The organism is Streptomyces sp. NPDC020801 (assembly GCF_044334385.1).
In the GTDB taxonomy this organism is placed as follows: Bacteria; Actinomycetota; Actinomycetes; order Streptomycetales; family Streptomycetaceae; genus Streptomyces.
Genome location: NZ_JBIRST010000010.1, coordinates 189,258 through 213,170, shown reverse-complemented (window position 1 = coordinate 213,170; position 23,913 = coordinate 189,258). Strand labels below are relative to the sequence as shown.

The following is a 23,913-nucleotide window of genomic DNA, read 5'->3' as shown; positions in this document are numbered from 1 at the left end:
AATCATCCGTACTCCGTCTTGATACTTCTTGACACGTGAATCGGGGTGTCCGAGCTCGCCGACGTGGAAGGACATGCCGCGGCCCAGCCCGATCCACTGCATCAGCGGCGGTGCGGTGGAACTCGGGGTCTGTCATCGGATGTCGCTGGTGGCGGACAGGAGCTGGTGGATGATCGGGCCGGCGGATCCGGCACCGGTGCCGCCCCCCTCGACGACGCATGCGATCGCTACGTTGCCGCGGTGGGCGACGAGCCAGCCGTTGTTGGGCTGCCCCTTGCCGACTTCGGCGGTACCCGTCTTGGCGCCGACGTCCCCGGGCAGATCGGCGAGGACTGTCGCGGTACCTTGGGTGACGGTGGCGCGCATCATGTCGCGCAACTGCGTGACGACGGTTCCCGGCAGCCGGGTAGTGCGGGCGGTTCCCGTGGCACCCTGGAGGATCGTGGGCTGGTGAAAGGATCCGGAGACAGCGGTCGCAGCGACGGATGCCATGATCAGCGGATTGGCCAGCACCCGGCCCTGCCCGATCATCTCTGAGGCCTTCTCGACCTGGTTGGCTGGGGTGGGGACCAGGCCATCGAACGACGGCACGCCGGTGTGCCAATTCTGACCGACGCCGAAGTACTGACGGGCGACGCTGCTCAGTTCGTCGTCGCCGAGTTTGTCGCGCAGACTGATGAACGCGGTGTTGCAGGACAGGGCGAAATCCGTGCGGAGCGTGGTGTTGTGGTGCTCGGAAGTCTCCGCGTTCTGGAACTGCCTGCCGTCGACCGGGAGGTATTGGGGGCAGTCCACCATGTCGTCGGGCTTGACCGCACCCTTGAGGAGCAGAGCGGCACTGGTAATGATCTTCCAGGTCGAGCCCGGTGCGTAGGTCCCGGAGAAGGCACGGTTGAAATCGTCCGCGGGGGAATTGGCGACGGCCAGCACTTGGCCGTTGTCGATGCGCAGGGCGACGAGAGCAGCGTTCTTGCCGGCCAGCTGGGACAGGTCTCGCTCGGCCGCAGTTTGCCACGTGGGGTCGATGGTGGTTCGGACCGACTCGTCCGGTCGGGCGGACGAGGCCTTGCCGAAGGTCACTTCGGTGCGCTTGACCTCGCCGGTGGTCCGGTCCACAAGCTGGATGGCGCCGCCGGAGCGGGAGTCGGCGAGCCTGTCCACGATCGCGGTCAGGCCTGCGGTGCCTGAAAGCTTTTCACCATTGCGGTCCGTTATCTCCGGTTTACTAGTGCTCTTGCGGTCCAGGTGAAACTTCGCGTTGTCGCTGAGGTGCGGATGGACCAGGGAGAGCCGCCAATCGACCTTCCAGGCGCCGTCGCTCTCCTTCTTCAAAGGGAGGGTGGAGGTGTAGGTCCACGTACCCAGCCCTTTGACAGGCATCTTCGCCGTGAACGAGAGGTTGACTGTCCCGTCTTTCGTCGTACTGGCCTGCCCGGCGGTGAGCTGTGGCCGGGAGATGTCCAGCCCTTGGGTGAAGCCGGTGAGGACGGTGCGTGCCCTGTCGGGGCTGGTCGTGCGTTTTCCGGCACTGTCGACCCTGTCGCTCGCCCAGTCGGCGAGGAACGCGCGTCCTTCGGCGACTGCTGCGGGGTCGGCCGACGCGCCGTCCCCGGCGAAGGGGCCCCAGCCCGTGGCGTACGCTCCACCGCCGGCAGCGGTCAGAACGAGCGTGCACACGGCCGTCGGCAACGGCCATCGGCGGCGCTGTACAGAGAACTGGGATCCAGCGTGCGGCATCTTTCGAAGTCCTTTGCCCTGGTCAGTTTGGGCGGCACGACACCCGGGCGGGGCGGGCCGCGGTAGACGACACGTGTGAACCCGGGCAGCCGAGGGCGGACAAGACACCACAGGGGCAGGGGACCAGCTCCGGGCAGTCAATCCCGACAGAGATCCTCTCGGCCGGAATTTGACTCCACAGCCAGGAAGCTATGATCAATTCCATCCGCATGGACAGCGTATAAGTCCCCGTCTGATTACCTGCTTTCGCTTGGCACCTCACGAGCGGCACCTTCCGGAGTTCTTGGGATTTGCCGGTGCGTCAGCATGACCAATGGCCATGCTCAGGGCTGTTTCCAAGGCCGATGCAGTCGAGGACTTCGGGCTCTGGTACCCGCGCGACGGGCGCCCCGGCCTCTCGCCCGCCCAGCCGGCCACCGTCTGTGTGCTGCGGTTCCCGCTTGATCTGTCGGACTGGCAGGTGGCCGAGGCGCGATGCGCTGCCGCATCGATTTCGCCCTGGCCATGGAACTGGACGATCTCGGCTTCCACCACAGTGTCCTGGCCGATTTCCGTGAACGTCTCGCCCAGGGCGACCGCGCCGACCGCCCCCTCGGCGTACGGTCGAGAGATCGTGACGCTCTGCCGTTCACTGCGGCGCGGGACGGCACGACGGGTGACCGGGCTGCTGTCGGGTCCGGCCTGAGCCCCCGTCCCGGGCGGGACGATCCCCCGTCCGGGGCCGGAGGGATCTCCGGCCGCGTCGCCCTGGGCCCCTGCGTGTCAGTCCCCCGGCATATCCTGGCCCCGAGTGGCCATCGGCTGACGAAGGGGTCCGAAGGTGCCGTCGATGCTCGATGCAGTCGTGGTGGGTGCGGGGCCGAACGGACTGACCGCGGCCGTGGAGCTCGCCCGCCGCGGCTTCTCCGTGGCCGTGTTCGAGGCGCGGGACAGCGTCGGTGGCGGAGCCCGCACCGAGGAGCTCACCCTGCCCGGCTTCCGGCACGACCCGTGCTCCGCCGCGCACCCCCTGGGCGTCAACTCGCCCGCGTTCCGTGCCCTGCCCCTGGAGCGCTACGGCCTGGAATGGCTGCACGCCGAGCTGCCCATGGCGCACCCCTTCCCCGACGGCACCGCGGCGGTGCTGTCCCGCTCGGTCGCCGAGACCGCGGCCTCCTTCGGCCCCCGGGACGCGGGCGCGTACCGCAGGCTGGTCGAGCCGTTCCTGCACCGGTGGGACACCCTGGCCCGCGACTTCATGTCGCTGCCCCTGACCGCGCTCCCGCGGGATCCGGTCACGCTCGCCCGCTTCGGCCTGGTCGGCCTGCCCCCTTCGACGTGGCTGATGCGCCGCTTCCGCGACGAGCGGGCCAGGACCCTCTTCGCCGGCCTGGTCGCCCACGTCATGGCCCCCCTCGGCGGCTTCGCCACCGGCGCCGTCGGCCTGGTCTTCGCCCTGGCCGCGCACGCCCGCGGCTGGCCGGTGGCGCGCGGCGGCTCCCAGGCCATCTCCGACGCCCTCGCCGCGTACCTGAAGGACCTCGGCGGCGCCCTGCACACCGACTACGAGGTCAGGCGCCTGGACGACCTGCCCCCGGCACGGGCGTACGTCTTCGACACCTCGCCCACCGCCCTGGCCCGGATCGCCGGCCTCGGCCGGTACTACGAGGGGTACCGGTACGGCCCCGGCGTCTTCAAGATCGACTACGCGCTGGACGGCCCCGTCCCGTGGACCGCCGAGGCCCCCCGCGTCGCCGGCACCGTACAGATCGGGGCGGACACCGCCGAGATCGGTGCCGCGCTGCGCGCCGCCTCCCGCGAGGGCCGCGCGCCCGACCGGCCCTTCCTGATCACCGTCCAGCCCGGCGTCGCCGACCCCACCCGCGCCCCGGCCGGCAAGCAGGTCTTCTGGGCGTACGGCCATGTGCCCAACGGCTGGGGCGGAGACCTCACCGACGCCGTCGAACGCCAGCTGGAGCGCTTCGCCCCGGGCTTCCGCGACCTGGTCCTGGCCCGCGCCACCGCGGGCCCGCCCGAACTGGCCGCCCGCAACGCCAACTACGTCGGCGGCGACATCGGCTCCGGCGCGGCCTGCGGGCTGCAGCTGCTGCTGCGCCCCAAACTGTCCCTGTTCCCCTACAGCACCCCGCACCCGGCCGTGTTCATCTGCTCGTCGGCCACCCCGCCGGGCCCCGGCGTGCACGGCATGTCCGGGCACAACGCGGCCAAGGCCGTCTGGAGGAGGCTGCGGCACACATGACCGCCAGGACCACCATCACCCTCGTCCGGGGCGACATCACCCGGCAGAGCGTCGACGCGATCGTCAACGCCGCCAACTCCTCCCTGCTCGGCGGCGGGGGCGTCGACGGTGCGATCCACCGCCGCGGCGGCCCGGCGATCCTGGCGCAGTGCCGCGCCCTGCGCGCCTCCCACTACGGCCGGGGCCTGCCCACCGGGCAGGCCGTCGCCACCACCGCCGGCCTGCTGGACGCCCGCTGGGTCATTCACACCGTCGGTCCGGTCCACAGCCTCAACCAGGACCGCTCGGACCTGCTGGCCTCCTGCTACCGCCAGTCCCTGCGGGTCGCCGACGAGCTCGGCGCCCGCACGGTGGCCTTCCCGGCGATCTCCACCGGCGTCTACCGCTGGCCGATGGACGACGCGGCCCGTATCGCGGTGGCGACGGTCAGGGCGACCGGGACGGCCGTCGAGGAGGTCCGCTTCGTCCTCTTCGACGACGGGGCCTACGACGTGTTCGCCGCCCAGGTGGGCTGACCGGGCACGGGCACGGGCCCGGGCACGGCCCGTGCGCCCTGGAGGTGATCCGGGACATCACAGGGCACGCGAGGTTCATGTCGGATTCCCGCCAGCCCCCGGCCCGGCCGGTGCCCGATGCTGGACGCATGCAGAACGGGATGCACACCGACCGGGAGCGCTGTGTGCGCGCGGTCCAGTCCAAGGACGCACGGTTCGACGGCTGGTTCTTCACCGCCGTCGTCACGACCCGCATCTACTGCCGGCCCAGCTGCCCGGCGGTGCCGCCCAAGCCGGAGAACATGACCTTCCACCCGAGCGCGGCCGCCTGCCAGCAGGCCGGATACCGGGCCTGCAAGCGCTGCCGCCCCGACACCAGCCCAGGCTCGCCGGAGTGGAACCAGCGCGCCGACCTCGTGGCCCGCGCGATGCGCCTGATCGCCGACGGCGTCGTGGACCGCGAGGGAGTGCCCGCACTCGCCGCCCGCCTCGGCTACAGCACCCGCCAGATCGAACGCCAGCTCCTCGCCGAGCTCGGCGCCGGTCCGCTCGCCCTCGCACGGGCCCAGCGCGCCCAGACGGCCCGGCTGCTGATCGAGACGACCGCCCTGCCGATGGCGGAGATCGCCTTCGCCGCCGGCTTCTCCTCCATCCGCACCTTCAACGACACCGTGCGCGAGGTCTTCGCACTGTCCCCCAGCGAACTGCGCACCCGCGTCCCGAAGCAGTGCGCCGGACCGTGCCCCGCCGCGCCGACGCACCAGGGCACGCCCGCCGCGCTCTCCCTCCGCCTGCCCTTCCGGCTTCCCCTCAACCCGGACAACCTCTTCGGCCACCTCGCGGCGACCGCCGTACCCGGCGTCGAGGAGTGGCGGGACGGCGCCTACCGGCGGACGCTGCGCCTGCCCTACGGTCACGCGGTCGCCGCGCTGACCCCGCAGCCGGACCACATCGCCTGCCGCCTCGCCCTGAGCGACCTGCGCGACCTGCCCGTCGCCATCAGCCGCTGCCGGCGCATGCTGGACCTGGACGCCGACCCCGTCGCCGTCGACGACCAGCTCCGCACGGACCCGGCACTCGCCCCCCTGGTCGACAAGGCCCCGGGCCGGCGGGTACCGCGCACCGTCGACGAGGCCGAGTTCGCGGTACGGGCCGTGCTCGGCCAGCAGGTCTCCACGGCCGCCGCCCGCACCCACGCGGCCCGGCTGGTCACCGCGCACGGTGAGCCGGTCGACGACCCCGAGGGCGGCCTCACCCACCTCTTCCCCGCCCCCGCGGCGCTGGCCGCCCTCGATCCCGAGTCGCTGGCGATGCCGCGCACCCGGCGGACGACGTTCACCACGCTGGTGAGCCGACTGGCCGACGGAACGCTCCACCTGGGCGCGGAAAGCGACTGGGCGGAGACCCGCGCCCGTCTCCTGGCACTGCCCGGCTTCGGCCCCTGGACGGCCGACGTCATCGCCATGCGCGCCCTCGGCGACCCCGACGCCTTCCTCCCCACCGACCTCGGCATCCGCCGAGCCGCCCGGGAACTGGGCCTGCCCTCCACCCCGGCGGCGCTCACCGCGCGGGCGGCGGCCTGGCGGCCCTGGCGGGCGTACGCCGTGCAGTACCTGTGGGCGACCGACAGCCACCCGATCAACTTCCTTCCCGTCTGAGAGACCTTTGAGAGACCTTCCGAAGGGTCTTGGCGAGACCCTTCCGAGTACCTTCCGAGGACACCGTGAGACAGCACACCGTCATCGACAGCCCCTACGGTCCGCTCACCCTCGTCGCCGACGACGGCGTCCTGTGCGGCCTCTACATGACCGACCAGCGCCACCGTCCACCGCAGGAGTCCTTCGGCGACCCCGGCGACACCTGCTTCGGTGAGGCGACGGAACAACTGGAGGCCTACTTCGCGGGCCGGTTGCGGGAATTCACCCTTCAACTGCGTCTGCTTGGAACCCCGTTCCAGCGCGGCGTGTGGGAACAGCTGCGCCGCATCCCCTACGGCGAGACCCGCTCCTACGGCCAGCTCGCCGACGCCCTCGGCAGTCCGGGCGCTTCCCGGGCGGTCGGCCTGGCCAACGGCAGGAACCCGATCGGCATCATCGTCCCCTGCCACCGCGTCATCGGCGCCAACGGCAGCCTCACCGGCTACGGCGGCGGACTGTCCCGCAAGCGGCGCCTGCTGGACTTCGAACAGGGTGCGGGCCTCTTCTGACACGTATGCCGCGAATGGCGCGTACGGTCCGCTACCGGCCGACAACGGCCTGCTGCCCAGTACGTCACGGCATCCGTTTCGCAATCTGCACAGTCAATACGCGAGCGCGCCACGGTGCCCGGCGGACGGCGGGCGGACCGGCAGGGGACTGCCCCGTTTCCGGCCGGATGCCCCGTTCGCGGACACGATGGCAACGGTGTCCGCGTGCCGAAGTGGCGCACCGTGTGGAGATGTCACCCCCACCATGTGGGCGCGTCTGCACGGATCTGCACGGATGGGCGCCCCACGCGCCCGACGCGCCTGGTCAGAGCCCTGTTCGGGTGGATGCCCCGACCGGCTCCGTGCTTGTATCTCACGCGTCGCGGCCCGCCCGTCCCCGGCGGTGCCGCTCCCCGTTCGCGAAACACCGGTACGAAGGGAAGTCCCCCATGCACTCCGCTCGCCACTTCGAGACCACCGAGCTCTCCGAGACCGAGCTCGACAGCGTCTCCGGCGGCCTCGCCCCGCACGTCGGCGCCTTCGCCGGCCCCACGGCCCTCAGCGACTCGGACCTCCTGGCCCAGGCCGGCGCGGTCCAGAGCCAGGTGCTCGGCACCCTTGGCGAGTACCACCAGGCCGGTGTCGCCGTCTCCTTCTGACCGACACCCCGGACACCACCGGGCCGGCCCTGCAACCCCGCCCGGGTGGCAGGGCCGACGGCGGTCGCGGCCGGCCGGAACTCCCGGGTGAAACAAGACCCGGTCCGGGTGACTGGTCAGCCGCCCGACCCCCGGCGCACCCCGGTCGGTCACACGCTGCCCGTGCCGAGACGGTGCAGGAGCGCGGGCAGCGCGCTGCCGATGGGTTCGCGGATCACCTCGTCGGCGCGGTCGTCGTACGGGGTGGGCTCGGCGTTGACGATGACGAGCCTTGCCCCGTGGTCGGCGGCCAGGCCCGCGAGGCCGGCCGCGGGCTGGACCTGGAGGCTGGTGCCGACGGCGATGAAGACGGTGCAGGCCTTGGCGATGGCGAGTGCCTCGCCGAGGACCACGGGGTCGAGCCGCTCGCCGAACATCACGGTGGCCGACTTGAGGATCCCGCCGCAGTCCAGGCAGAGGGGGTCCTCCTCGCCGGCCTCCACGCGGGCGAGTGCGTCCTCCATGGGCCCCCGGGCGTGACACTTCGTGCACACCACGCTGCGTACGGTGCCGTGCAGTTCCAGCACCTTGCGGGTCGGCATACCGGCGAGCTGGTGCAGTCCGTCCACGTTCTGAGTGATGACCCGCACCGGGATTCCGGACTTCTCGAGTTCGGTGACGGCCAGGTGCGCGGCGTTCGGCCCGGCCCTGAGTGTCCCGTTCTTGCGCCTCATCTGCCATGATCTGCGGCGGATTTCGGGGTCCCCCATGTAGTACTCGTACGTCACGAGCTTCTCGGCCTCGGGATCTCGCCGCCACAGCCCGTTGGGGCCGCGATAATCAGGGATTCCCGAATCGGTGGAGATACCTGCGCCACTGAGGATGGCGACAAGGGGCTTGTCCATGGGCCGAGAGTAGGACGCCCGGCTGTTCGGGGCGAACGGATATCCGGGTGTGCCCAAATCGCCCGCGACCGGCCGGCCGGTCCAATGAGCCTGATCCACCGGCCGGCGCCCGGACGCCCGAGAGGCTACGGCAGACTCAGCACGACCTCTGCCCCTGGCGGAATCCGACCTTGAAGCCGTCCTTGAAGCCCCGCCGGTAGTCCTTGTCCGAGTTCTTGCGAGGAGCTGCGAGGGCTCGTCCGTCGCCGTGATCGCAGTGCCGGTGCCCCAGGCGGAGGCCGGCCTTGAAGCCGTCCTTGAAGCCCCGCCGGTAGTCCTGGTCCGACTTGGGAACGTTGACGGCTGTACTTACGTGAGTCGCGCTCGGTGTGGCCGCCGAAGCCTGCTGCAGGCCGAGGCCGACCGGAGCGAGAGCGACAGTTGCGGCGATGAAGACCGAGCTCAGGATGGCAGCCCGTTTTCTGTTCGTGGCGGGCATAACAACCCCCTTCGCAAGTTTCTCACATAGGGTCAATTTCCACTGTAGTCACCTGTGTGACTGTCGCAACCGGTCGGGATTCCCAGACGTTTTCCTGCCCGGGTTGGGCGCCCAGGGGGCACGATGACAGGAGCCAAGTGATGCTTTCGGGCCGTTCGTTGAAGCAGGTGAACGTCTACGGTGACGCAACCGGGGGGACCGGGCGGCGGAGGCCGAGAGCGCGACAGAGAGCCTTTCGTGCCCCATGTGTGCCCGATGAAACCGCAATCTGCGGTGAATTACGGTAAAGGTCGGCGAGCCGGCCAGGAACTCGCGGGCCGCCACCTCGCCGGCTCGAGCCGAGGAGCGCGGGTCTGTACGGCGACCGGTCCCCGCCCGCGCGACCGGCGAGCGCGTCACGAACCCGGGTGAGATGCGCGAGGAGGTGCCGGAGGAACGGCCGCCCGGCTTCTCGGGCTCAACTGACGAGCTCCGGCGGTCGGTTGCTGTACAGCAAGGGAGTGCGAACGGATGTCCGTGCGATGTCCGCCCGCCCGCGGGCCACCGGGTGCTACGGTCCGGGCATGGCCAAGGTCACCGTCTCGCTCGACGCCGAACTCGTCGTGGAGGTCATGGTGCTCGCCGGCGTGGGCAGCCCCCAGGACGCCGTCGAGCTCGTCGTCCGCGACTACATCCAGCGCGGCCACCGTACCGAGGCCCAGGTCGCCGCGCGGGACGAGGCGCTGCGCGAAGTGGACGCCAGGCCCAGGGACATCGAGGGCTGAGCACCGGCAGTGGCCCGTCAGCCGACCCGGTGGCCGTTCTCCAGTTCCGCCGTGCCCGTGCCGTCGGCGAGGACGTCGAGGGCGGCCAGGACGCGGCGGCCCAGAGCGCCGGGGAGATGGGCGGTGAGTTCGTCACGGGGGACCAGACGCCAGGACAGCAGTTCCTCGTCCTGCAGCCGGATCGCCTTGACGTCGTCCTCGGCGAGGACTCCGCCGTCGTACAGGTACGCCACCAGCGGTGGGCGCCCCGCGCCGTGCACCCAGTCCACCGCGAGCAGCCGGCCGAGCTCGCGGTCCAGGCCGATCTCCTCCACAGTCTCGCGCCGCGCGCCCTGCCGCGGGGTCTCGCCGTCGTCGGACTCGATGGTGCCGCCCGGAAGCGCCCAGCCCTCGCGGTAGTTGGGCTCGACGAGCAGCACCCGCCCGTCCGCATCGCGGAGGAGGGCGGCGGCCCCGGAGATGACGCGGGGGAGCCCCGCGATGTACGTGGCGAAGTCGGGAGTGGTCATTCAGGAAGGGTAACCAGCCGCAGTGTCCGCCTTGCCAGCTCGCTGATGTGCACCCCGTCGAAGCCGAAGACCGCGCTGCGCACCGTGTCCTCCAAGGGGTCCTTCCACTGCGCCGGGATCGCCTCCGCGCCCGACAGGACACCGGCCACCGAACCTGCCGTCGCACCGTTGGAGTCGGTGTCCAGGCCGCCGCGGACGGTCAGCGTGATCGTGCGGGTGAAGTCGCCGTCGCCGTAGAGCAGACCCGCCGTTTGGACGGCGGCGTTGGGGATGGTGTGGATCCAGCCGAGGCCCGCGGTCTCCTCCGCGACCGTGGCCAGGGTCTCCTCCCAGGACATCCGCGTCTCGTGCAGGGACACCACCCGCCGTACGGTGCGGGCCAGGCGGCTGCTCGCGGGCACGACCGTGAGCGAGGTGTCGAGCGCGGCGCGGACGGTGGGCGCCGTGAAGGCCGCCGCGATCAGCGCCGCCGCCCACATCGCCCCGTACACGCCGTTGCCGGTGTGCGACAGCACCGCGTCGCGGCGGGCCAGCCGGGCGGCTCGGCGCGGGTCGCCGGGACTGGTCCAGCCGTGGATGTCGGCGCGGATCAGGGCGCCGATCCACTCCTGGTAGGGGTTGTGGTACGTCGCCGTCAGCGGTGGCTTGAGGCCGGCGGCGAGGTTGCGGTACGCGGCCCGCTCCGCGGTGAACGTCTGCAGATACGGCAGCCGCAGCAGCCACAGGTCGCCGACCTGCTCGGTGCTGAAGCCGAAGCCGTGCGTCTCCAGCAGGTCCAGACCGAGGATCGCGTAGTCGACGTCGTCGTCGCGGCAGCTGCCGTGGATGCGGCCGCGGACGCAGCTTTTCCACTCGGGGCGCAGCGCGACGCCGGTGTCGTCGTCGGCCGGCTCCGGGAGATAGTCGGTCAGCGGCAGGGCCGAGGCCTGCCGCAGGTAGCGGTCGATGCGGTCGCGCGTCCACACCTCGCCCTGCTCGACCGGCTTGCCGAGCATGTTGCCCGCGATCCGGCCCAGCCAGCCGCCGAGGATACGGTCGGCGAGCCCCGGCTCGGTGCCCACAGGGGTCATACGACCGGTGTACCCGATTCCGGGGGCGGCCGCCCAGGCCCCTTGGACCGCCTTTCTCAGGGTACGGGCGGGGCATGACGGCGTGGGTGGTCTCCGGTTAGGGTCGCAGCGGCGCGACTGGCCCTGACGTGCGCGGGGCCCGGAGAGCAAGGGGATGGCAAGGTGGCGGACGCTGCAGTGCACGGCACCCGCGGGGTGCTGGTTGCCGCGGACAAGTTCAAGGGGTCGCTCACGGCCGTGCAGGTCGCCGACCGGGTGACGGCCGGGCTGCGCCGGGCCGTACCGGACCTCCAGGTGGAGGCGATGCCCGTCGCCGACGGCGGCGACGGGACCGTGGACGCTGCGGTCGCGGCCGGGTTCGAGCGCCGGGAGGTACGGGTCGCCGGTCCCCTCGGCCATGAGGTGACCGCCGCGTTCGCGCTGCGCGGCGGGACGGCGGTCGTGGAGATGGCGGAGGCCAGCGGGCTGCAGCGGCTGCCGGCGGGTGTCTTCGCGCCGCTCACGGCCTCGACGTACGGCTCCGGGGAACTGCTGCGGGCCGCGCTGGACGCGGGGGCGCGGACGATCGTGTTCGGCGTCGGCGGGAGCGCTACGACGGACGGGGGCGCGGGGATGCTGTCCGCGCTCGGGGCGCGCTTCCTGGACGCGGACGGGGAGCCGATCACGCCCGGGGGAGGAGGGCTGGCCGGGCTCGCCCACGCGGACCTGTCCGGGCTCGACCCCCGGTTCGCCTCCGTCGACCTCGTGCTCGCCAGCGACGTCGACAACCCGCTGACCGGGCGGAAGGGCGCGCCCGCCGTGTACGGGCCGCAGAAGGGCGCCTCGCCGGACGACGTGGAGGCGCTGGACGCGGCGCTCACGCACTTCGCGAAGGTGCTGGAGGGCGCGATCGGGGTCCGGGCGGCGGAGTACGCGGCGTCGCCCGGCGCGGGCGCCGCCGGCGGCATCGGGTACGGGGCGCTGCTGCTCGGGGCGCGCTTCCGGGCCGGAATCGAGGTCATGCTCGACGTCCTCGGCTTCGCGCCGGCGCTGGAACGGGCCTCGCTGGTGATCACCGGTGAGGGGTCGCTGGACGAGCAGACGCTGCACGGGAAGGCGCCGGCCGGGGTCGCGGCGGCGGCGCGGGCGGCCGGCAAGGAGGTCGTCGCGGTGTGCGGGCGGCTGGCGCTGGCCCCGGAGGCGCTGGGGCGGGCCGGGATCCGGCGCGCCTTCCCGCTGACGGAGGAGGAGCCCGACGTGGCGACGTGCATCGCGCAGGCGGGACCGATTCTGGAACGGGTGGCGGAACGGATCGGCCGGGACTTCCTGCTCTGACGGGGGGTCATCGCCCACCCGTCCGCCCGTCTCGGTGGTGGGGAGGGGGTCCCCGTCCGGGGGCTCCGCCCCGGACCCCGGCGGGACTCCGTCCCTGGTCAGACGGCTCGCCCACCCCCGGGTCGGCGACATCGAGCCGGACTCGGACAAGCCGACCATCGACGGCACCGACGAGGGGCTCACCCTGGTCGTCCTCCACGCCGAACCCGGCAGCCGCAGCGCCGGGCTGCTGAAGATCCTCGGCAGCCTCACCGCGGCACCGGGCGGCCCTGCCGGGGACCTGGGGAACCCGGGAGACACGGGGTCCCGCCCGCATGCCGAAGGGCCCCGAACTCGCGGTTCGGGGCCCTTCCCGTCGTAGGACAGCTGCGGCGGAGCGCTACGGCAGCTGCGCCGCCCGCGCCTCACGCCGGTTGTCGCGGAAGTTGTTCACCCGGCGGGCCGTGGCGAACAGCGGGATCACCGCGCCCATGACCAGCTGCAGCGCGCAGCCGGTCTGCAGCAGCAGCTGGCCGCTCGGGGCGTCGAAGGCCCAGGCCGCCAGCAGGCCCATCGACAGCACGATCCAGGAGAGCATCGCCACCGCGAGGCGGCCCCGCGGCTTGGGGTACTCCACCCGGCTCACCATCAGCCAGGCCGTTCCCAGGATCGCCAGCAGCGTCGCCACGAAGGGCAGCTCCAGCAGGACGATGGACACCACCGTCAGCGCGCCGAAGGGGCTCGGCATGCCCTGGAACACGCCGTCCTTCATCGTCACGCACGAGAATCTCGCCAGCCGGAGGACGACCGCGAGCAGCACCACGATCGCGCCGAGCGCCGCCACCCGCTGGTGGGCGTCGTCCGCCACCATGCCGTAGACGAGGACGAAGTACGCGGGCGCCAGTCCGAAGCTGATCAGATCCGACAGGTTGTCGAGCTCAGCGCCCATCGGTGACGAGCGCAGCTTCCTGGCCACGAGGCCGTCGAACAGGTCGAAGACGGCCGCGCACAGCATCAGGATGACCGCCGTGGCGGCGCTGTGCCGGGCCATGCCCGCCGACTCGTCGTTGCCCGTCAGGTGCGGGATCAGGATGCCGGTGGTGGTGAAGTACACCGCCATGAAGCCGCACGTGGCATTGCCGAGGGTGAGGGTGTCCGCTATCGACAGGCGGAGCGAGAGGGGCATCTCCTCCTCGTCGTCCACCTCGTCCGCCTCGGGCACCCAGCCGGCCTGGGTCTCTGGATCAATCACGGTCAATGCGAGTCACCCCAGCCACGGTCTTCTGGCCGACCTCGACCGCGACCTCCACGCCCTCGGGCAGGTAGATGTCGACACGCGAGCCGAAGCGGATCAGGCCGATCCGCTCGCCCTGCTCGACCTTGGTGCCCCGGGGGATGTAGGGCACGATGCGACGGGCGACCGCGCCGGCGATCTGGACCATCTCGATGTCACCGAGCTCGGTGTCGAAGTGCCAGACGACGCGCTCGTTGTTCTCGCTCTCCTTGTTGAACGCCGGCACGAACCCGCCGGGGATGTGCTCGACCGACGTCACCGTGCCGGCCAGCGGGGCACGGTTGACGTGCACGTTCAGCGGGCTCATGAAGATCGCGACGCGGGTGCGGCCGTCCTTCCACGGCATGATGCTCTGCACCACTCCGTCGGCCGGCGAGATGACCCGGCCCTGGGCGATCTCGCGCTCGGGGTCGCGGAAGAACCACAGCATGCCCGCCGCGAGCGCGGTGACGGGGACGGCTACGGCCTTGGCGGCACCCGAGCGGCGGGCGCGTACCAGGCTGACGGCTGCGGTGGCGACGGTCGGGAGAAGCCACGGCGATGCTCCGCGCGCGAGGCGTGCGCCTGCCAGGCTGTCGCGTGGTGCAGAGGTTTGGCTGTGGGGCATGGATGACCTTCGTAGCGGATGATGCCGCGCTTCGACGGGGGACGGCGGCTTTCCGCGATCGTAGCGGTTAAGGGCCGCAACTGGGTAAGCCGAGCTGCCGAGTCGGCGGCCGAAGACCGCTGACGGGGTGTGATCTTCTTCTCGAAGAAAACACCCCGTAGCCGGACATTCAGCCTTGGAATCGATACTCTTCGAGCAACCTGCGGCCGATGATCATTTTCTGGATCTCGGCGGTACCTTCACCGATGAGGAGCATCGGGGCCTCCCGGTAGAGGCGCTCGATCTCGTACTCCTTGGAGAACCCGTAGCCGCCGTGGATGCGGAAGGAGTCCTCCACGACCTCCTTGCAGTACTCGGAGGCGAGGTACTTCGCCATGCCGGCCTCGAGGTCGTTTCGCTGACCCGAGTCCTTCTTGCGTGCTGCGTTCACCATCATGGCATGCGCGGCCTCGACCTTGGTGGCCATCTCCGCCAGCTTGAACTGAATGGCCTGGTGCTGGGCGATCGGCTTGCCGAAGGTGTGCCGCTGCTGGGCGTACTGCACACCCAGCTCGAAGGCGCGCTGGGCGACGCCGCAGCCACGTGCCGCCACGTTGACCCGGCCGACCTCGACGCCGTCCATCATTTGGTAAAAACCGCGGCCGGTGACGCCGCCGAGCACCCGATCGGCCGGAACGCGCAGTCCGTCCATGATCAGCTCGGTGGTGTCGACACCCTTGTAGCCCATCTTGTCGATCTTGCCCGGGATGGTGAGGCCGGGACGGACCTCGCCGAAGCCGGGCTCCTTCTCCACCAGGAAGGTCGTCATCGACTTGTGGGGCGCGGTGCCCTCGGGGTGACCCTCGTCACTGCGCACCAGGACGGCGACCAGCGAGGACGTGCCGCCGTTCGTCAGCCACATCTTCTGACCGTTGAGGACGTACTCGTCGCCGTCCTTGACCGCCTTCGACGTGATCGCCGACACGTCCGAGCCCAGACCCGGCTCCGACATCGAGAACGCGCCCCGGATGTCGCCGGCCGCCATCCGCGGCAGGAAGTGGTCCTTCTGCTCCTGCGTGCCGTGCTGCTTGAGCATGTACGCGACGATGAAGTGGGTGTTGATGATGCCGGAGACCGACATCCAGCCGCGGGCGATCTCCTCCACGCACAGCGCGTAGGTCAGGAGCGACTCGCCCAGGCCCCCGTACTCCTCGGGGATCATCAGACCGAACAGGCCGAGTTCCTTCAGGCCGTCGACGATCTGCTGCGGGTACTCGTCGCGGTGCTCCAGCTCGGTCGCGACCGGGATGATCTCCTTGTCCACGAAGTCCCGGACGGTGGAGATGATCTCCTGCTGGACGTCGGTCAGACCGGCGGTCTGGGCGAGGCGCGCCATTACTTCTCCGTCTTCTTTTCCGCGGGTGCGGTCAGCTCCGGGCGGCCGGGCTGCTCGCCGCCGCGCTCCTTGATGTAGGTCTCGGTCGGCACCATGACCTTGCGGCGGAAGACGCACACGAGGGTGCCGTCCTGCTTGTAGCCCTTGGTCTCGACGTGGACGATGCCGCGGTCGTTCTTCGACTTCGACGGCCACTTGTCGAGGACGGTCGTCTGACCGTAGATCGTGTCGCCGTGGAAGGTGGGCGCCACGTGCTTGAGCGACTCGATCTCCAGGTTGGCGATCGCCTTGCCGGAGACGTCCGGCACGGACATGCCGAGCAGGAGGGAGTAGATGTAGTTGCCCACGACGACGTTCTTGCCGAAGTCCGTCGTCTTCTCCGCATAGTTGACGTCCATGTGGAGCGGGTGGTGGTTCATGGTGAGGAGACAGAACAGGTGGTCGTCGTACTCCGTGACCGTCTTGCCCGGCCAGTGCTTGTACGTCGCCCCGACCTCGAACTCCTCGTAGGTGCGTCCGAACTGCATCGCGCTCAGGGCTCCTTAGTTGGCGGGGATCTCGAACTTGCTGGTGCGCTGCATGCCGGCGGCGCGGCCCTTGCCGGAGATGACCAGGGCCATCTTCCGGCTGGCCTCGTCGATCATCTCGTCGCCGAGCATCGCGGAGCCCTTCTTGCCGCCCGCCTCGGAGGTGTAGTAGTCGTACGCGTCCAGGATCAGCTCGGCGTGGTCGTAGTCCTCCTGGGAGGGCGAGAAGATCTCGTTGGACGCCTCGACCTGGCCCGGGTGGAGCACCCACTTGCCGTCGAAACCGAGGGCCGCGGCGCGCTGGGCGACCTCGCGGTAGCCCTCCACGTTGCGGATCTGCAGGTAGGGGCCGTCGATCGCCTGGAGGTTGTTGGCGCGGGCCGCCATCAGGATCTTCATCAGGATGTAGTGGTAGGCGTCCGCCGGGTAGCCGGGCGGCTGCTCGCCCACGACCAGCGACTTCATGTTGATCGACGCCATGAAGTCGGCCGGGCCGAAGATGATCGTCTCCACGCGCGGGGAGGCCTGCGCGATCTCGTTGACGTTGTTCAGGCCCTGGGCGTTCTCGATCTGCGCCTCGATGCCGATGCGGCCGACCTCGAAGCCCATGGTCTTCTCGATCTGCGTGAGCAGGAGGTCGAGGGCGACGACCTGCTGGGCGTCCTGCACCTTCGGCAGCATGATGCAGTCGAGGTTCGGGCCCGCGCCCTCGACGACGGTCACGACGTCGCGGTACGTCCACTCGGTCGTCCAGTCGTTGACGCGCACGACCCTGGTCTTGCCCGTCCAGTCGCCCTCGTTGAGGAACTTGACGATGGTGTGCCGCGCCTCGGGCTTGGCCAGCGGCGCGCACGCGTCCTCCAGGTCGAGGAAGACCTGGTCGGCGGGGAGGCCCTGCGCCTTCTCCAGGAAGCGGGGATTCGAGCCCGGTACGGCCAGGCAGGAGCGCCGCGGGCGCAGGCGGTTGACCTGGGGAGCAGGGCTGGTCATGCGGGGACCTCCAGGGGGTCGAGCTTGTTCGCTTTGCGGATCTCGTCGACGATGCGGCCGATGATTCCGGTGATGTCGAAGTCCTTCGGGGTGAACACCGCGGCCACTCCGGCGGCCCTGAGCTGCTCGGCGTCACCATTCGGGATGATGCCACCGGCGATCACCGGTATATCTGTGGCACCGGCCACACGGAGCCGCTCCAGCACGTCCGGCACCAGCTGGGCGTGCGAGCCGGAGAGGATGGACAGGCCCACCGCGTGCACGTCCTCGGCGAGGGCGGCGTCCACGATCTGCTCGGGGGTGAGCCGGATGCCCTGGTAGACCACCTCGAACCCGGCGTCGCGGGCCCGCACCGCGATCTGCTCGGCGCCGTTGGAGTGCCCGTCCAGGCCGGGCTTGCCGACCAGGAAGCGCAGCTTGCCCACACCGAGGTCCCGGGCGGTCAGGTCGACCTTGCGGCGGACCTGGGCCAGCGCGGTGCCCTCCTCGGCGGCCACCGCGACCGGGGCGGACGAGACGCCCGTCGGCGCGCGGAACTCGCCGAACACCTCGCGCAGCGCCCCGGCCCACTCGCCGGTCGTGACACCCGCGCGGGCGCACTCCAGGGTGGCCTCCATGAGGTTGTCGGTGCCCTTGGCCGCCTCCTTCAGCCGCTCCAGCGCCTTGCAGGGGCGCGGGTGGTTGAACGGCGGCTGGTAGCGGGTGTCGCGCCAGTGCTGGAGGGAGGCGATGACGCGGGCCTCGACGGCCGGGTCGACCGTCTGGATCGCGGTGTCCAGGTCGGCGGTGAGCGGGTTCGGCTCGGTGCCCTCGAAGATGTTGACGCCGACGATCTTCTCCCGGCCCGACTCGATCCGGGCCCGGCGCTCGGCGTGCGAGGCGACCAGCTGGGACTTCAGGTAGCCGGACTCCACGGCGGCCATCGCACCGCCCAGCTCCTGGATGTGGTCGATCTCGGCGAGCACCGCCTCGACCAGCTCGTCCACCTTCGCCTCGATCACCTTCGAGCCCTCGAAGATGTCGTCGTACTCCAGCAGGTCGCTCTCGTAGGCGAGTACCTGCTGGATGCGCAGGGACCACTGCTGGTCCCAGGGCCGGGGCAGACCCAGTGCCTCGTTCCAGGCCGGCAGCTGCACGGCACGCGCGCGTGCGTCCTTGGAGAGGGTGACGGCGAGCATCTCCAGGACGATCCGCTGGACGTTGTTCTCCGGCTGGGCTTCGGTCAGCCCCAGGGAGTTGACCTGGACGCCGTAGCGGAAACGGCGGTGCTTGGGGTTCTCGATGCCGTACCGCTCACGCGTGATCTTGTCCCAGATGCGGCCGAACGCCCGCATCTTGCACATCTCCTCGACGAAGCGGACGCCCGCGTTGACGAAGAAGGAGATACGGCCGACGACGTCGCCCATGCGCTCCTGCGGCACCTGGCCGGAGTCGCGCACCGCGTCGAGGACGGCGATCGCGGTGGACATCGCGTACGCGATCTCCTGCACCGGCGTGGCCCCGGCCTCCTGCAGGTGGTAGCTGCAGATGTTGATCGGGTTCCACTTGGGCAGGTGGGAGACCGTGTACGCGATCATGTCCGTCGTCAGGCGGAGCGAGGGCCCCGGCGGGAAGACATGGGTTCCGCGGGACAGGTACTCCTTGACGATGTCGTTCTGGGTCGTGCCCTGGAGCTGGGTGATGTCCGCGCCCTGCTCCTCGGCGACGACCTGGTAGAGCGCCAGCAGCCACATGGCCGTGGCGTTGATCGTCATCGAGGTGTTCATCTGCTCCAGGGGGATGTCCTGGAACAGCCGGCGCATGTCACCGAGGTGCGCGACCGGCACGCCGACCCGGCCGACCTCGCCGCGCGCGAGGACGTGGTCGGAGTCGTAGCCGGTCTGCGTCGGCAGGTCGAACGCCACCGACAGGCCGGTCTGGCCCTTGGCGAGGTTGCGCCGGTACAGCTCGTTGGACGCCTCGGCCGTGGAGTGACCGGCGTACGTGCGCATGAGCCACGGCCGGTCCTTCTGACGCTCAGTCATCTGTGGCCTCCGCCGTCCTCAGATGTTCCGGAAGCGGTTGATGGCGTCGATGTGCTTGGCGCGCATCTCCTCGTCGCGCACGCCCAGGCCCTCCTCTGGGGCCATGCACAGCACGCCGACCTTGCCCTGGTGGAGGTTGCGGTGCACGTCGTACGCCGCCTGGCCGGTCTCCTCCAGCGAGTAGACCTTGGACAGCGTCGGGTGGATCTTGCCCTTGGCGATCAGCCGGTTGGCCTCCCAGGCCTCGCGGTAGTTGGCGAAGTGCGAGCCGATGATCCGCTTCAGGGACATCCACAGGTAGCGGTTGTCGTACTCGTGGTTGTAGCCCGAGGTGGAGGCGCAGGTGACGATGGTGCCGCCCTTGCGGGTGACGTAGACGGAGGCGCCGAAGGTCTCGCGGCCCGGGTGCTCGAAGACGATGTCGACGTCCTCGCCGCCGGTGAGCTCACGGATGCGCTTGCCGAAGCGCTTCCACTCCCTGGGGTCCTGGTTGTGCTCGTCCTTCCAGAACTTGTAGTCCTCGGCGTTACGGTCGATGATCGCCTCGGCGCCCATGGACCGGCAGATGTCCGCCTTCTGGTCGCTGGAGACGACACAGATGGGGTTCGCGCCGCCGGCGAGGGCGAACTGCGTGGCGTACGAGCCGAGGCCGCCGCTCGCGCCCCAGATGAGCACGTTGTCGCCCTGCTTCATGCCGGCGCCGTTGCGGGAGACCAGCTGCCGGTAGGCGGTGGAGTTGACCAGACCCGGCGCGGCGGCCTCCTCCCAGCTGAGGTGGCCTGGCTTGGGCATCAGCTGGTTGGACTTGACCAGCGCGATCTCGGCGAGGCCGCCGAAGTTCGTCTCGAAGCCCCAGATGCGCTGCTCGGGGTCGAGCATCGTGTCGTTGTGGCCGTCGGACGACTCCAGCTCGACGGACAGACAGTGCGCGACGACCTCGTCACCGGGCTGCCAGGCGTTGACGCCGGGGCCGGTGCGCAGGACGACGCCCGCGAGGTCGGAGCCGATGATGTGGTACGGCAGGTCGTGGCGCCTGGTGAGCTCGCTGAGCCGGCCGTAGCGCTCCAGGAAGCCGAAGGTGGACAGCGGCTCGAAGATCGAGGTCCACACGGAGTTGTAGTTGACCGAGGAGGCCATGACGGCCACCAGGGCCTCGCCCGGGCCCAGTTCGGGCAGCGGCACCTCGTCCAGGTGCAGCGACTTGCGCGGGTCCTTGTCACGGGTGGCGAGCCCCGCGAACATCTCCGTCTCGTCCTTGTGCACGGTGATCGCGCGGTACGACTCGGGGAGCGGCAGAGCAGCGAAGTCGGCGGACGTGGAGTCCGACGACTGGATCGCGTCCAGGATGTCCTTCACGGTCACGGTGTTGCCTCCGGCGATGAGCGCCCTGAGGGAGGGGCGCTGAGGGTTACGTCGGGCTGCTGAGGGTTGGGTGAGGGGTGCCGTCGGTTCGGCGGTGGTGCTTCGGCAGCGCTTTGTGGCGCGGGAGGTGCCTGTGACGCAGGCGTCCGGGCGGGCGAGCTGGTGTTCCCCCCGCTCGCAGAGCCGGGGGAGGCTTGCTGGGACAGCCGGCGTGCGTTCGGTCCTGCACGCCGGCCGCCCGGACCACTTCAACGTATGACACCGCGTGTCACCTGGCAAGGCACTGAGTGCCAGAACTTTCGCTCAGGCGAAATCTTTACGTAACAAATGAGCGATGATCGATCGAACGGGGCCGTAAAGCAGTGCGAAAAGGGGCTCCGACATGCCAAAACGGCCACCCCGTGGGGTGGCCGTCATCACATGGCTCTTGCGGTCGCGAAGGGCTTGCCGGGCTCGCGCGGAGGCCGCTCAGCGGTCCTTCAGCGCCTCCTCGATGGTCCGCATGACCTCCTCCAGCGGGGCGTCGGTGCGGGCGACCGCCACCAGGACCTCGCCCTGCTGGGACACCGCTGCGGAGGCGGTGGCGGCGGGTCCCGGCACCGTGGTGCGGCCGGCCCCGATGCCGGTGCCGAAGGTCTTGCGCACGATCGCGAACGCGTGGTCCAGCTGCGCCTCCACGTCCCCCTGGCCGCCCGCCCGCAGCCAGCGCCGCAGTACGTGGTTGTGCGCGGTGACCACGGCGGAGGCCGCGACCTCGGCGAGCAGCGGGTCGTCGTTGGCGTCGTCGGCGTGCGCGCGCTCGTCGAAGTGGCCCAGCAGATAGCGGGTGAACAGGCGCTCGTAGCGGGCCACCGAGGCGATCTCCGCCTCGCGCAGCGTGGGTACCTCGCGGGTCAGCTTGTAGCGGGCGACCGAGATCTCCGGCCGCGCCGCGTACATCTTCATGACTTCCTTGATGCCGCGGCACACCGTGTCGAGCGGGTGCTCGTGCGCGGGGGCGGCGTTGAGGACCGCCTCGGCGCGGATCAGGGTGTCGTCGTGGTCGGGGAAGATCGCCTCTTCCTTGGAGCGGAAGTGGCGGAAGAAGGTGCGGCGGGCTACCCCGGCCGCCGCGGCGATCTCGTCGACCGTGGTCGCTTCGTACCCCTTGGTCGCGAACAGCTCCATCGCGGCGGCCGCCAGTTCCCGGCGCATCTTGAGGCGCTGGGCGGCCGCACGGGAGCCCGCGGCACTCTCCGGCGCGTCGGGCGTGGCTGGTGTACGTGAGGACTTGACGGGCTGGGGCATGACCCGAACGTACTGCATCCGCGCAGCCTGGTGCGCATGTCCCCGGTTTCCGGCGTCCTCGGCGGGCGAGGGACCGGCCGCCGGGTCCAGCAGCCCGCCCCACTCCCGTCCCGCCCCGAACCGGTCGCCGGGACGCCCAGGGGGCGTCCCGTGGATCCTGCCGGGGTCGCGGGGCCCGGTACGCGCGTCTGCGGCGTCGTCGTCACTCGCCGACGCTCCGCGCCGACTCCCTCCTCCGCCTTGCATCCGCACGCGCCAGGCCCCGCTCGGCTCAGTGGAGAGGGGCCGCTCCCCGGAGCCGGCCTGATCCACGAGGCGCCCCCTAGCGCCGGGCATATTCGCGGAAGCCGCGGCCGGTCTTGCGGCCGAGGCAGCCCGCGGCCACCAGGTGCTCCAGGAGCGGAGCCGGGGCCAGCCCCGGGTCGCGGAACTCGCGGTGCAGCACCTTCTCGATGGCCAGCGACACATCCAGGCCCACGACGTCGAGCAGCTCGAAGGGGCCCATCGGGTAACCGCCGCCGAGCTTCATCGCCGCGTCGATGTCGTCGAGCGAGGCGTAGTGCTCCTGCACCATCTTGATCGCGTTGTTGAGGTAGGGGAACAGCAGCGCGTTGACGATGAATCCGGCCCGGTCGCCGCAGTCCACTGCGTGCTTCCTGATCTTCGCGCAGACCTCGCGGACCGTGGCGTGGACGTCGTCCGCCGTCAGCACCGTGCGCACGACCTCGACCAGCTTCATGGCCGGTGCCGGGTTGAAGAAGTGCATGCCGATCACGTCGTGCGGCCGCGAGGTGGCACGGGCGCAGGCGACCACGGGGAGCGAGGAGGTGGTGGTGGCCAGCACCGCACCCGGCTTGCAGACCTTGTCCAGCGTCGCGAACAGCTGCTGCTTGACCGCCAGTTCCTCGGCGACGGCCTCCAGGGCCAGGTCCACGTCGCCGAAGTCGTCGTAGGTGCCGGTCGCCGTGATCCGGTCCAGGGTCTGGGCGGCGGCCTCGGCGGTCATCCGTCCCTTGTCGACCGAGCGCGAAAGCGACTTGCCGATACGGGCCTTGGCGGCCTGCGCCTTCTCCTCGCTGCGCGCGGCGAGGACCACCTCGTAGCCGGCCTTGGCGAAGACCTCGGCGATGCCGGAGGCCATGGTGCCGGAGCCGGCGACGCCGACGGAGCGGACGGGGCGGCCCGGGGTGAGGGTGTCGCCGTCCAGCGGGGTCAGCGCGTCCCGCACGACGGTGCCGCTGCCGGGGGCCTCGTAGGTGTAGAAGCCGCGGCCCGACTTGCGGCCGGTCAGGCCGGCCTCGCTGAGCTGCTTGAGGATCGGCGCGGGGGCGTGCAGCCGGTCGTGCGACTCGGCGTACATGGCCTCCAGGACCGTGCGCGCGGTGTCGACGCCGATCAGGTCCAGCAGCGCCAGCGGGCCCATCGGCAGACCGCAGCCCAGCCGCATCGCGGCGTCGATGTCCTCGCGGGAGGCGTACTTCGCCTCGTACATCGCGGAGGCCTGGTTGAGGTAGCCGAACAGCAGCCCGTCGGCGACGAATCCGGGCCGGTCGCCGACCGCGACGGGCTCCTTGCCGAGTTCGAGGGCGAGGTCGGTGACGGCGGCGACGGCCTGCGGGGCGGTCAGCACGGAGGAGACGACCTCGACCAGCTTCATCGCCTGCGCCGGGTTGAAGAAGTGCAGGCCGAGCACGCGCTCGGGGCGGGCCGAGTCGGCGGCCAGGCGGGTCACGGACAGGGCGTTGGTACCGGTGGCCAGGATCGTCTCCGGGCGCACGATGCCGTCAAGTTCCCGGAAGATCTGGTGCTTGATCTCGTACGACTCCGGGGCCACCTCAATGACCAGGTCGGCGTCGGCCGCGGCGGCGAGGTCGGTGGCGGTGCGCACCCGGGCGAGAACGTCCGCGCGCTCCTGCTCGGTCAGACGGCCGCGCTCGACGGCGCGGGCGGTGGAGGTCTCCAGGGCGGCGACGGACTTGGCGGCCGCCGCCTCGCTGACGTCGATGCCGACGACCTCGCGGCCGGCGCGGGCCAGGACTTCGGTGATGCCGGTGCCCATGGTGCCGAGGCCGACGACGGCGATCGTCTTCAGCGGGGACAGAGGGGTGTCGGAGAGGGGAGTGGCCATCGCGGGA

At 70.7% G+C, this 23,913-nt stretch carries 23 protein-coding genes; 9 read left to right on the top strand and 14 right to left on the bottom strand.

What is annotated here, in order from left to right:
* Window positions 1-132 precede the first annotated feature (132 nt).
* Window positions 133-1,737, bottom strand: a complete 1,605-nt coding sequence (locus ACH4UM_RS22295) for a penicillin-binding transpeptidase domain-containing protein (protein WP_398181908.1) — start codon at window positions 1,735-1,737, stop codon at window positions 133-135.
* A gap of 313 nt (window positions 1,738-2,050) precedes the next feature.
* Between ACH4UM_RS22295 and ACH4UM_RS22290 the strand changes: the two genes are divergently transcribed.
* From ACH4UM_RS22290 to ACH4UM_RS22265, 6 genes are all read left to right on the top strand, one after another.
* On the top strand, window positions 2,051-2,422 hold the full coding sequence (locus ACH4UM_RS22290; protein ID WP_398181905.1) for a hypothetical protein: 372 nt from the start codon (window positions 2,051-2,053) through the stop codon (window positions 2,420-2,422).
* 144 nt (window positions 2,423-2,566) lie between these two features.
* Window positions 2,567-3,976, top strand: a complete 1,410-nt coding sequence (locus tag ACH4UM_RS22285; protein ID WP_398181902.1) for a phytoene desaturase family protein — start codon at window positions 2,567-2,569, stop codon at window positions 3,974-3,976.
* Window positions 3,973-4,491, top strand: a complete 519-nt coding sequence (locus ACH4UM_RS22280; protein WP_398181899.1) for an O-acetyl-ADP-ribose deacetylase — start codon at window positions 3,973-3,975, stop codon at window positions 4,489-4,491. The genes ACH4UM_RS22285 and ACH4UM_RS22280 overlap by 4 nt, the downstream gene beginning before the upstream one ends.
* A 128-nt stretch (window positions 4,492-4,619) precedes the next feature.
* Entirely contained in the window at window positions 4,620-6,128 is a 1,509-nt protein-coding gene (locus tag ACH4UM_RS22275) for a DNA-3-methyladenine glycosylase 2 family protein (protein ID WP_398181896.1), read from the top strand.
* Between the two features lie 65 nt (window positions 6,129-6,193).
* On the top strand, window positions 6,194-6,676 hold the full coding sequence (locus ACH4UM_RS22270) for a methylated-DNA--[protein]-cysteine S-methyltransferase (protein ID WP_398181894.1): 483 nt from the start codon (window positions 6,194-6,196) through the stop codon (window positions 6,674-6,676).
* 428 nt (window positions 6,677-7,104) lie between these two features.
* Window positions 7,105-7,314 carry a hypothetical protein gene (locus ACH4UM_RS22265; RefSeq protein WP_398181892.1) on the top strand — a complete coding sequence of 70 codons (210 nt, stop codon included), beginning with the start codon at window positions 7,105-7,107 and terminating at the stop codon, window positions 7,312-7,314.
* Between the two features lie 149 nt (window positions 7,315-7,463).
* Here the strand turns inward: ACH4UM_RS22265 and ACH4UM_RS22260 are convergent, their stop codons facing one another.
* Window positions 7,464-8,198, bottom strand: a complete 735-nt coding sequence (locus ACH4UM_RS22260) for an SIR2 family NAD-dependent protein deacylase (RefSeq protein ID WP_398181889.1) — start codon at window positions 8,196-8,198, stop codon at window positions 7,464-7,466.
* Window positions 8,199-8,334: 136 nt separating this feature from the next.
* The gene (locus ACH4UM_RS22255) at window positions 8,335-8,676 is read right to left on the bottom strand and encodes a hypothetical protein (RefSeq protein WP_398181886.1); all 342 of its coding nucleotides are present in this window, start codon (window positions 8,674-8,676) and stop codon (window positions 8,335-8,337) included.
* 563 nt (window positions 8,677-9,239) lie between these two features.
* Here ACH4UM_RS22255 and ACH4UM_RS22250 point away from each other — a divergent pair.
* Window positions 9,240-9,440: a type II toxin-antitoxin system VapB family antitoxin gene (locus tag ACH4UM_RS22250; protein ID WP_398181883.1), complete on the top strand. Its 201-nt coding sequence runs from the start codon at window positions 9,240-9,242 to the stop codon at window positions 9,438-9,440.
* A 17-nt stretch (window positions 9,441-9,457) separates the two neighbouring features.
* Here the strand turns inward: ACH4UM_RS22250 and ACH4UM_RS22245 are convergent, their stop codons facing one another.
* Complete coding sequence (locus ACH4UM_RS22245; RefSeq protein WP_398181880.1) at window positions 9,458-9,949, bottom strand: NUDIX domain-containing protein; 492 nt, start codon at window positions 9,947-9,949, stop codon at window positions 9,458-9,460.
* Window positions 9,946-11,019, bottom strand: a complete 1,074-nt coding sequence (locus ACH4UM_RS22240) for an ADP-ribosylglycohydrolase family protein (RefSeq protein WP_398181877.1) — start codon at window positions 11,017-11,019, stop codon at window positions 9,946-9,948. The genes ACH4UM_RS22245 and ACH4UM_RS22240 overlap by 4 nt, the downstream gene beginning before the upstream one ends.
* 195 nt (window positions 11,020-11,214) lie before the next feature.
* Between ACH4UM_RS22240 and ACH4UM_RS22235 the strand changes: the two genes are divergently transcribed.
* Both ACH4UM_RS22235 and ACH4UM_RS22230 read left to right on the top strand, forming a co-directional pair.
* On the top strand, window positions 11,215-12,333 hold the full coding sequence (locus ACH4UM_RS22235; RefSeq protein ID WP_398182112.1) for a glycerate kinase: 1,119 nt from the start codon (window positions 11,215-11,217) through the stop codon (window positions 12,331-12,333).
* A 37-nt stretch (window positions 12,334-12,370) separates the two neighbouring features.
* Complete coding sequence (locus ACH4UM_RS22230; RefSeq protein ID WP_398181874.1) at window positions 12,371-12,694, top strand: hypothetical protein; 324 nt, start codon at window positions 12,371-12,373, stop codon at window positions 12,692-12,694.
* Window positions 12,695-12,712: 18 nt separating this feature from the next.
* On the opposite strand, the gene pssA is transcribed toward ACH4UM_RS22230, so the two are convergent.
* The 9 genes from pssA to ACH4UM_RS22185 all read right to left on the bottom strand — a co-directional run bounded on the left by pssA (window position 12,713) and on the right by ACH4UM_RS22185 (window position 23,906).
* Entirely contained in the window at window positions 12,713-13,534 is an 822-nt protein-coding gene (gene pssA, locus ACH4UM_RS22225; RefSeq protein ID WP_398182109.1) for a CDP-diacylglycerol--serine O-phosphatidyltransferase, read from the bottom strand.
* Window positions 13,535-13,556: 22 nt separating this feature from the next.
* Window positions 13,557-14,213, bottom strand: coding sequence for a phosphatidylserine decarboxylase (locus ACH4UM_RS22220; RefSeq protein WP_398181872.1), 657 nt, complete (start codon window positions 14,211-14,213; stop codon window positions 13,557-13,559).
* A gap of 169 nt (window positions 14,214-14,382) precedes the next feature.
* Window positions 14,383-15,588, bottom strand: coding sequence for an acyl-CoA dehydrogenase family protein (locus ACH4UM_RS22215; protein ID WP_398181869.1), 1,206 nt, complete (start codon window positions 15,586-15,588; stop codon window positions 14,383-14,385).
* Window positions 15,588-16,115, bottom strand: coding sequence for a MaoC family dehydratase (locus tag ACH4UM_RS22210; protein ID WP_398181866.1), 528 nt, complete (start codon window positions 16,113-16,115; stop codon window positions 15,588-15,590). The genes ACH4UM_RS22215 and ACH4UM_RS22210 overlap by 1 nt, the downstream gene beginning before the upstream one ends.
* A gap of 15 nt (window positions 16,116-16,130) precedes the next feature.
* Window positions 16,131-17,105 carry an HpcH/HpaI aldolase/citrate lyase family protein gene (locus ACH4UM_RS22205; protein WP_398181863.1) on the bottom strand — a complete coding sequence of 325 codons (975 nt, stop codon included), beginning with the start codon at window positions 17,103-17,105 and terminating at the stop codon, window positions 16,131-16,133.
* Complete coding sequence (locus ACH4UM_RS22200) at window positions 17,102-19,129, bottom strand: protein meaA (protein ID WP_398181861.1); 2,028 nt, start codon at window positions 19,127-19,129, stop codon at window positions 17,102-17,104. Before ACH4UM_RS22200 ends, ACH4UM_RS22205 begins: the two co-directional genes overlap by 4 nt.
* A gap of 18 nt (window positions 19,130-19,147) precedes the next feature.
* A complete protein-coding gene (gene ccrA, locus ACH4UM_RS22195) occupies window positions 19,148-20,485 on the bottom strand; it encodes a crotonyl-CoA carboxylase/reductase (protein WP_398182107.1) in 1,338 nt (445 codons plus the stop codon).
* A 474-nt stretch (window positions 20,486-20,959) separates the two neighbouring features.
* Entirely contained in the window at window positions 20,960-21,778 is an 819-nt protein-coding gene (locus ACH4UM_RS22190; RefSeq protein ID WP_398181858.1) for a TetR family transcriptional regulator, read from the bottom strand.
* Between the two features lie 322 nt (window positions 21,779-22,100).
* On the bottom strand, window positions 22,101-23,906 hold the full coding sequence (locus ACH4UM_RS22185; RefSeq protein ID WP_398181855.1) for a 3-hydroxyacyl-CoA dehydrogenase family protein: 1,806 nt from the start codon (window positions 23,904-23,906) through the stop codon (window positions 22,101-22,103).
* Window positions 23,907-23,913: the final 7 nt, after the last annotated feature.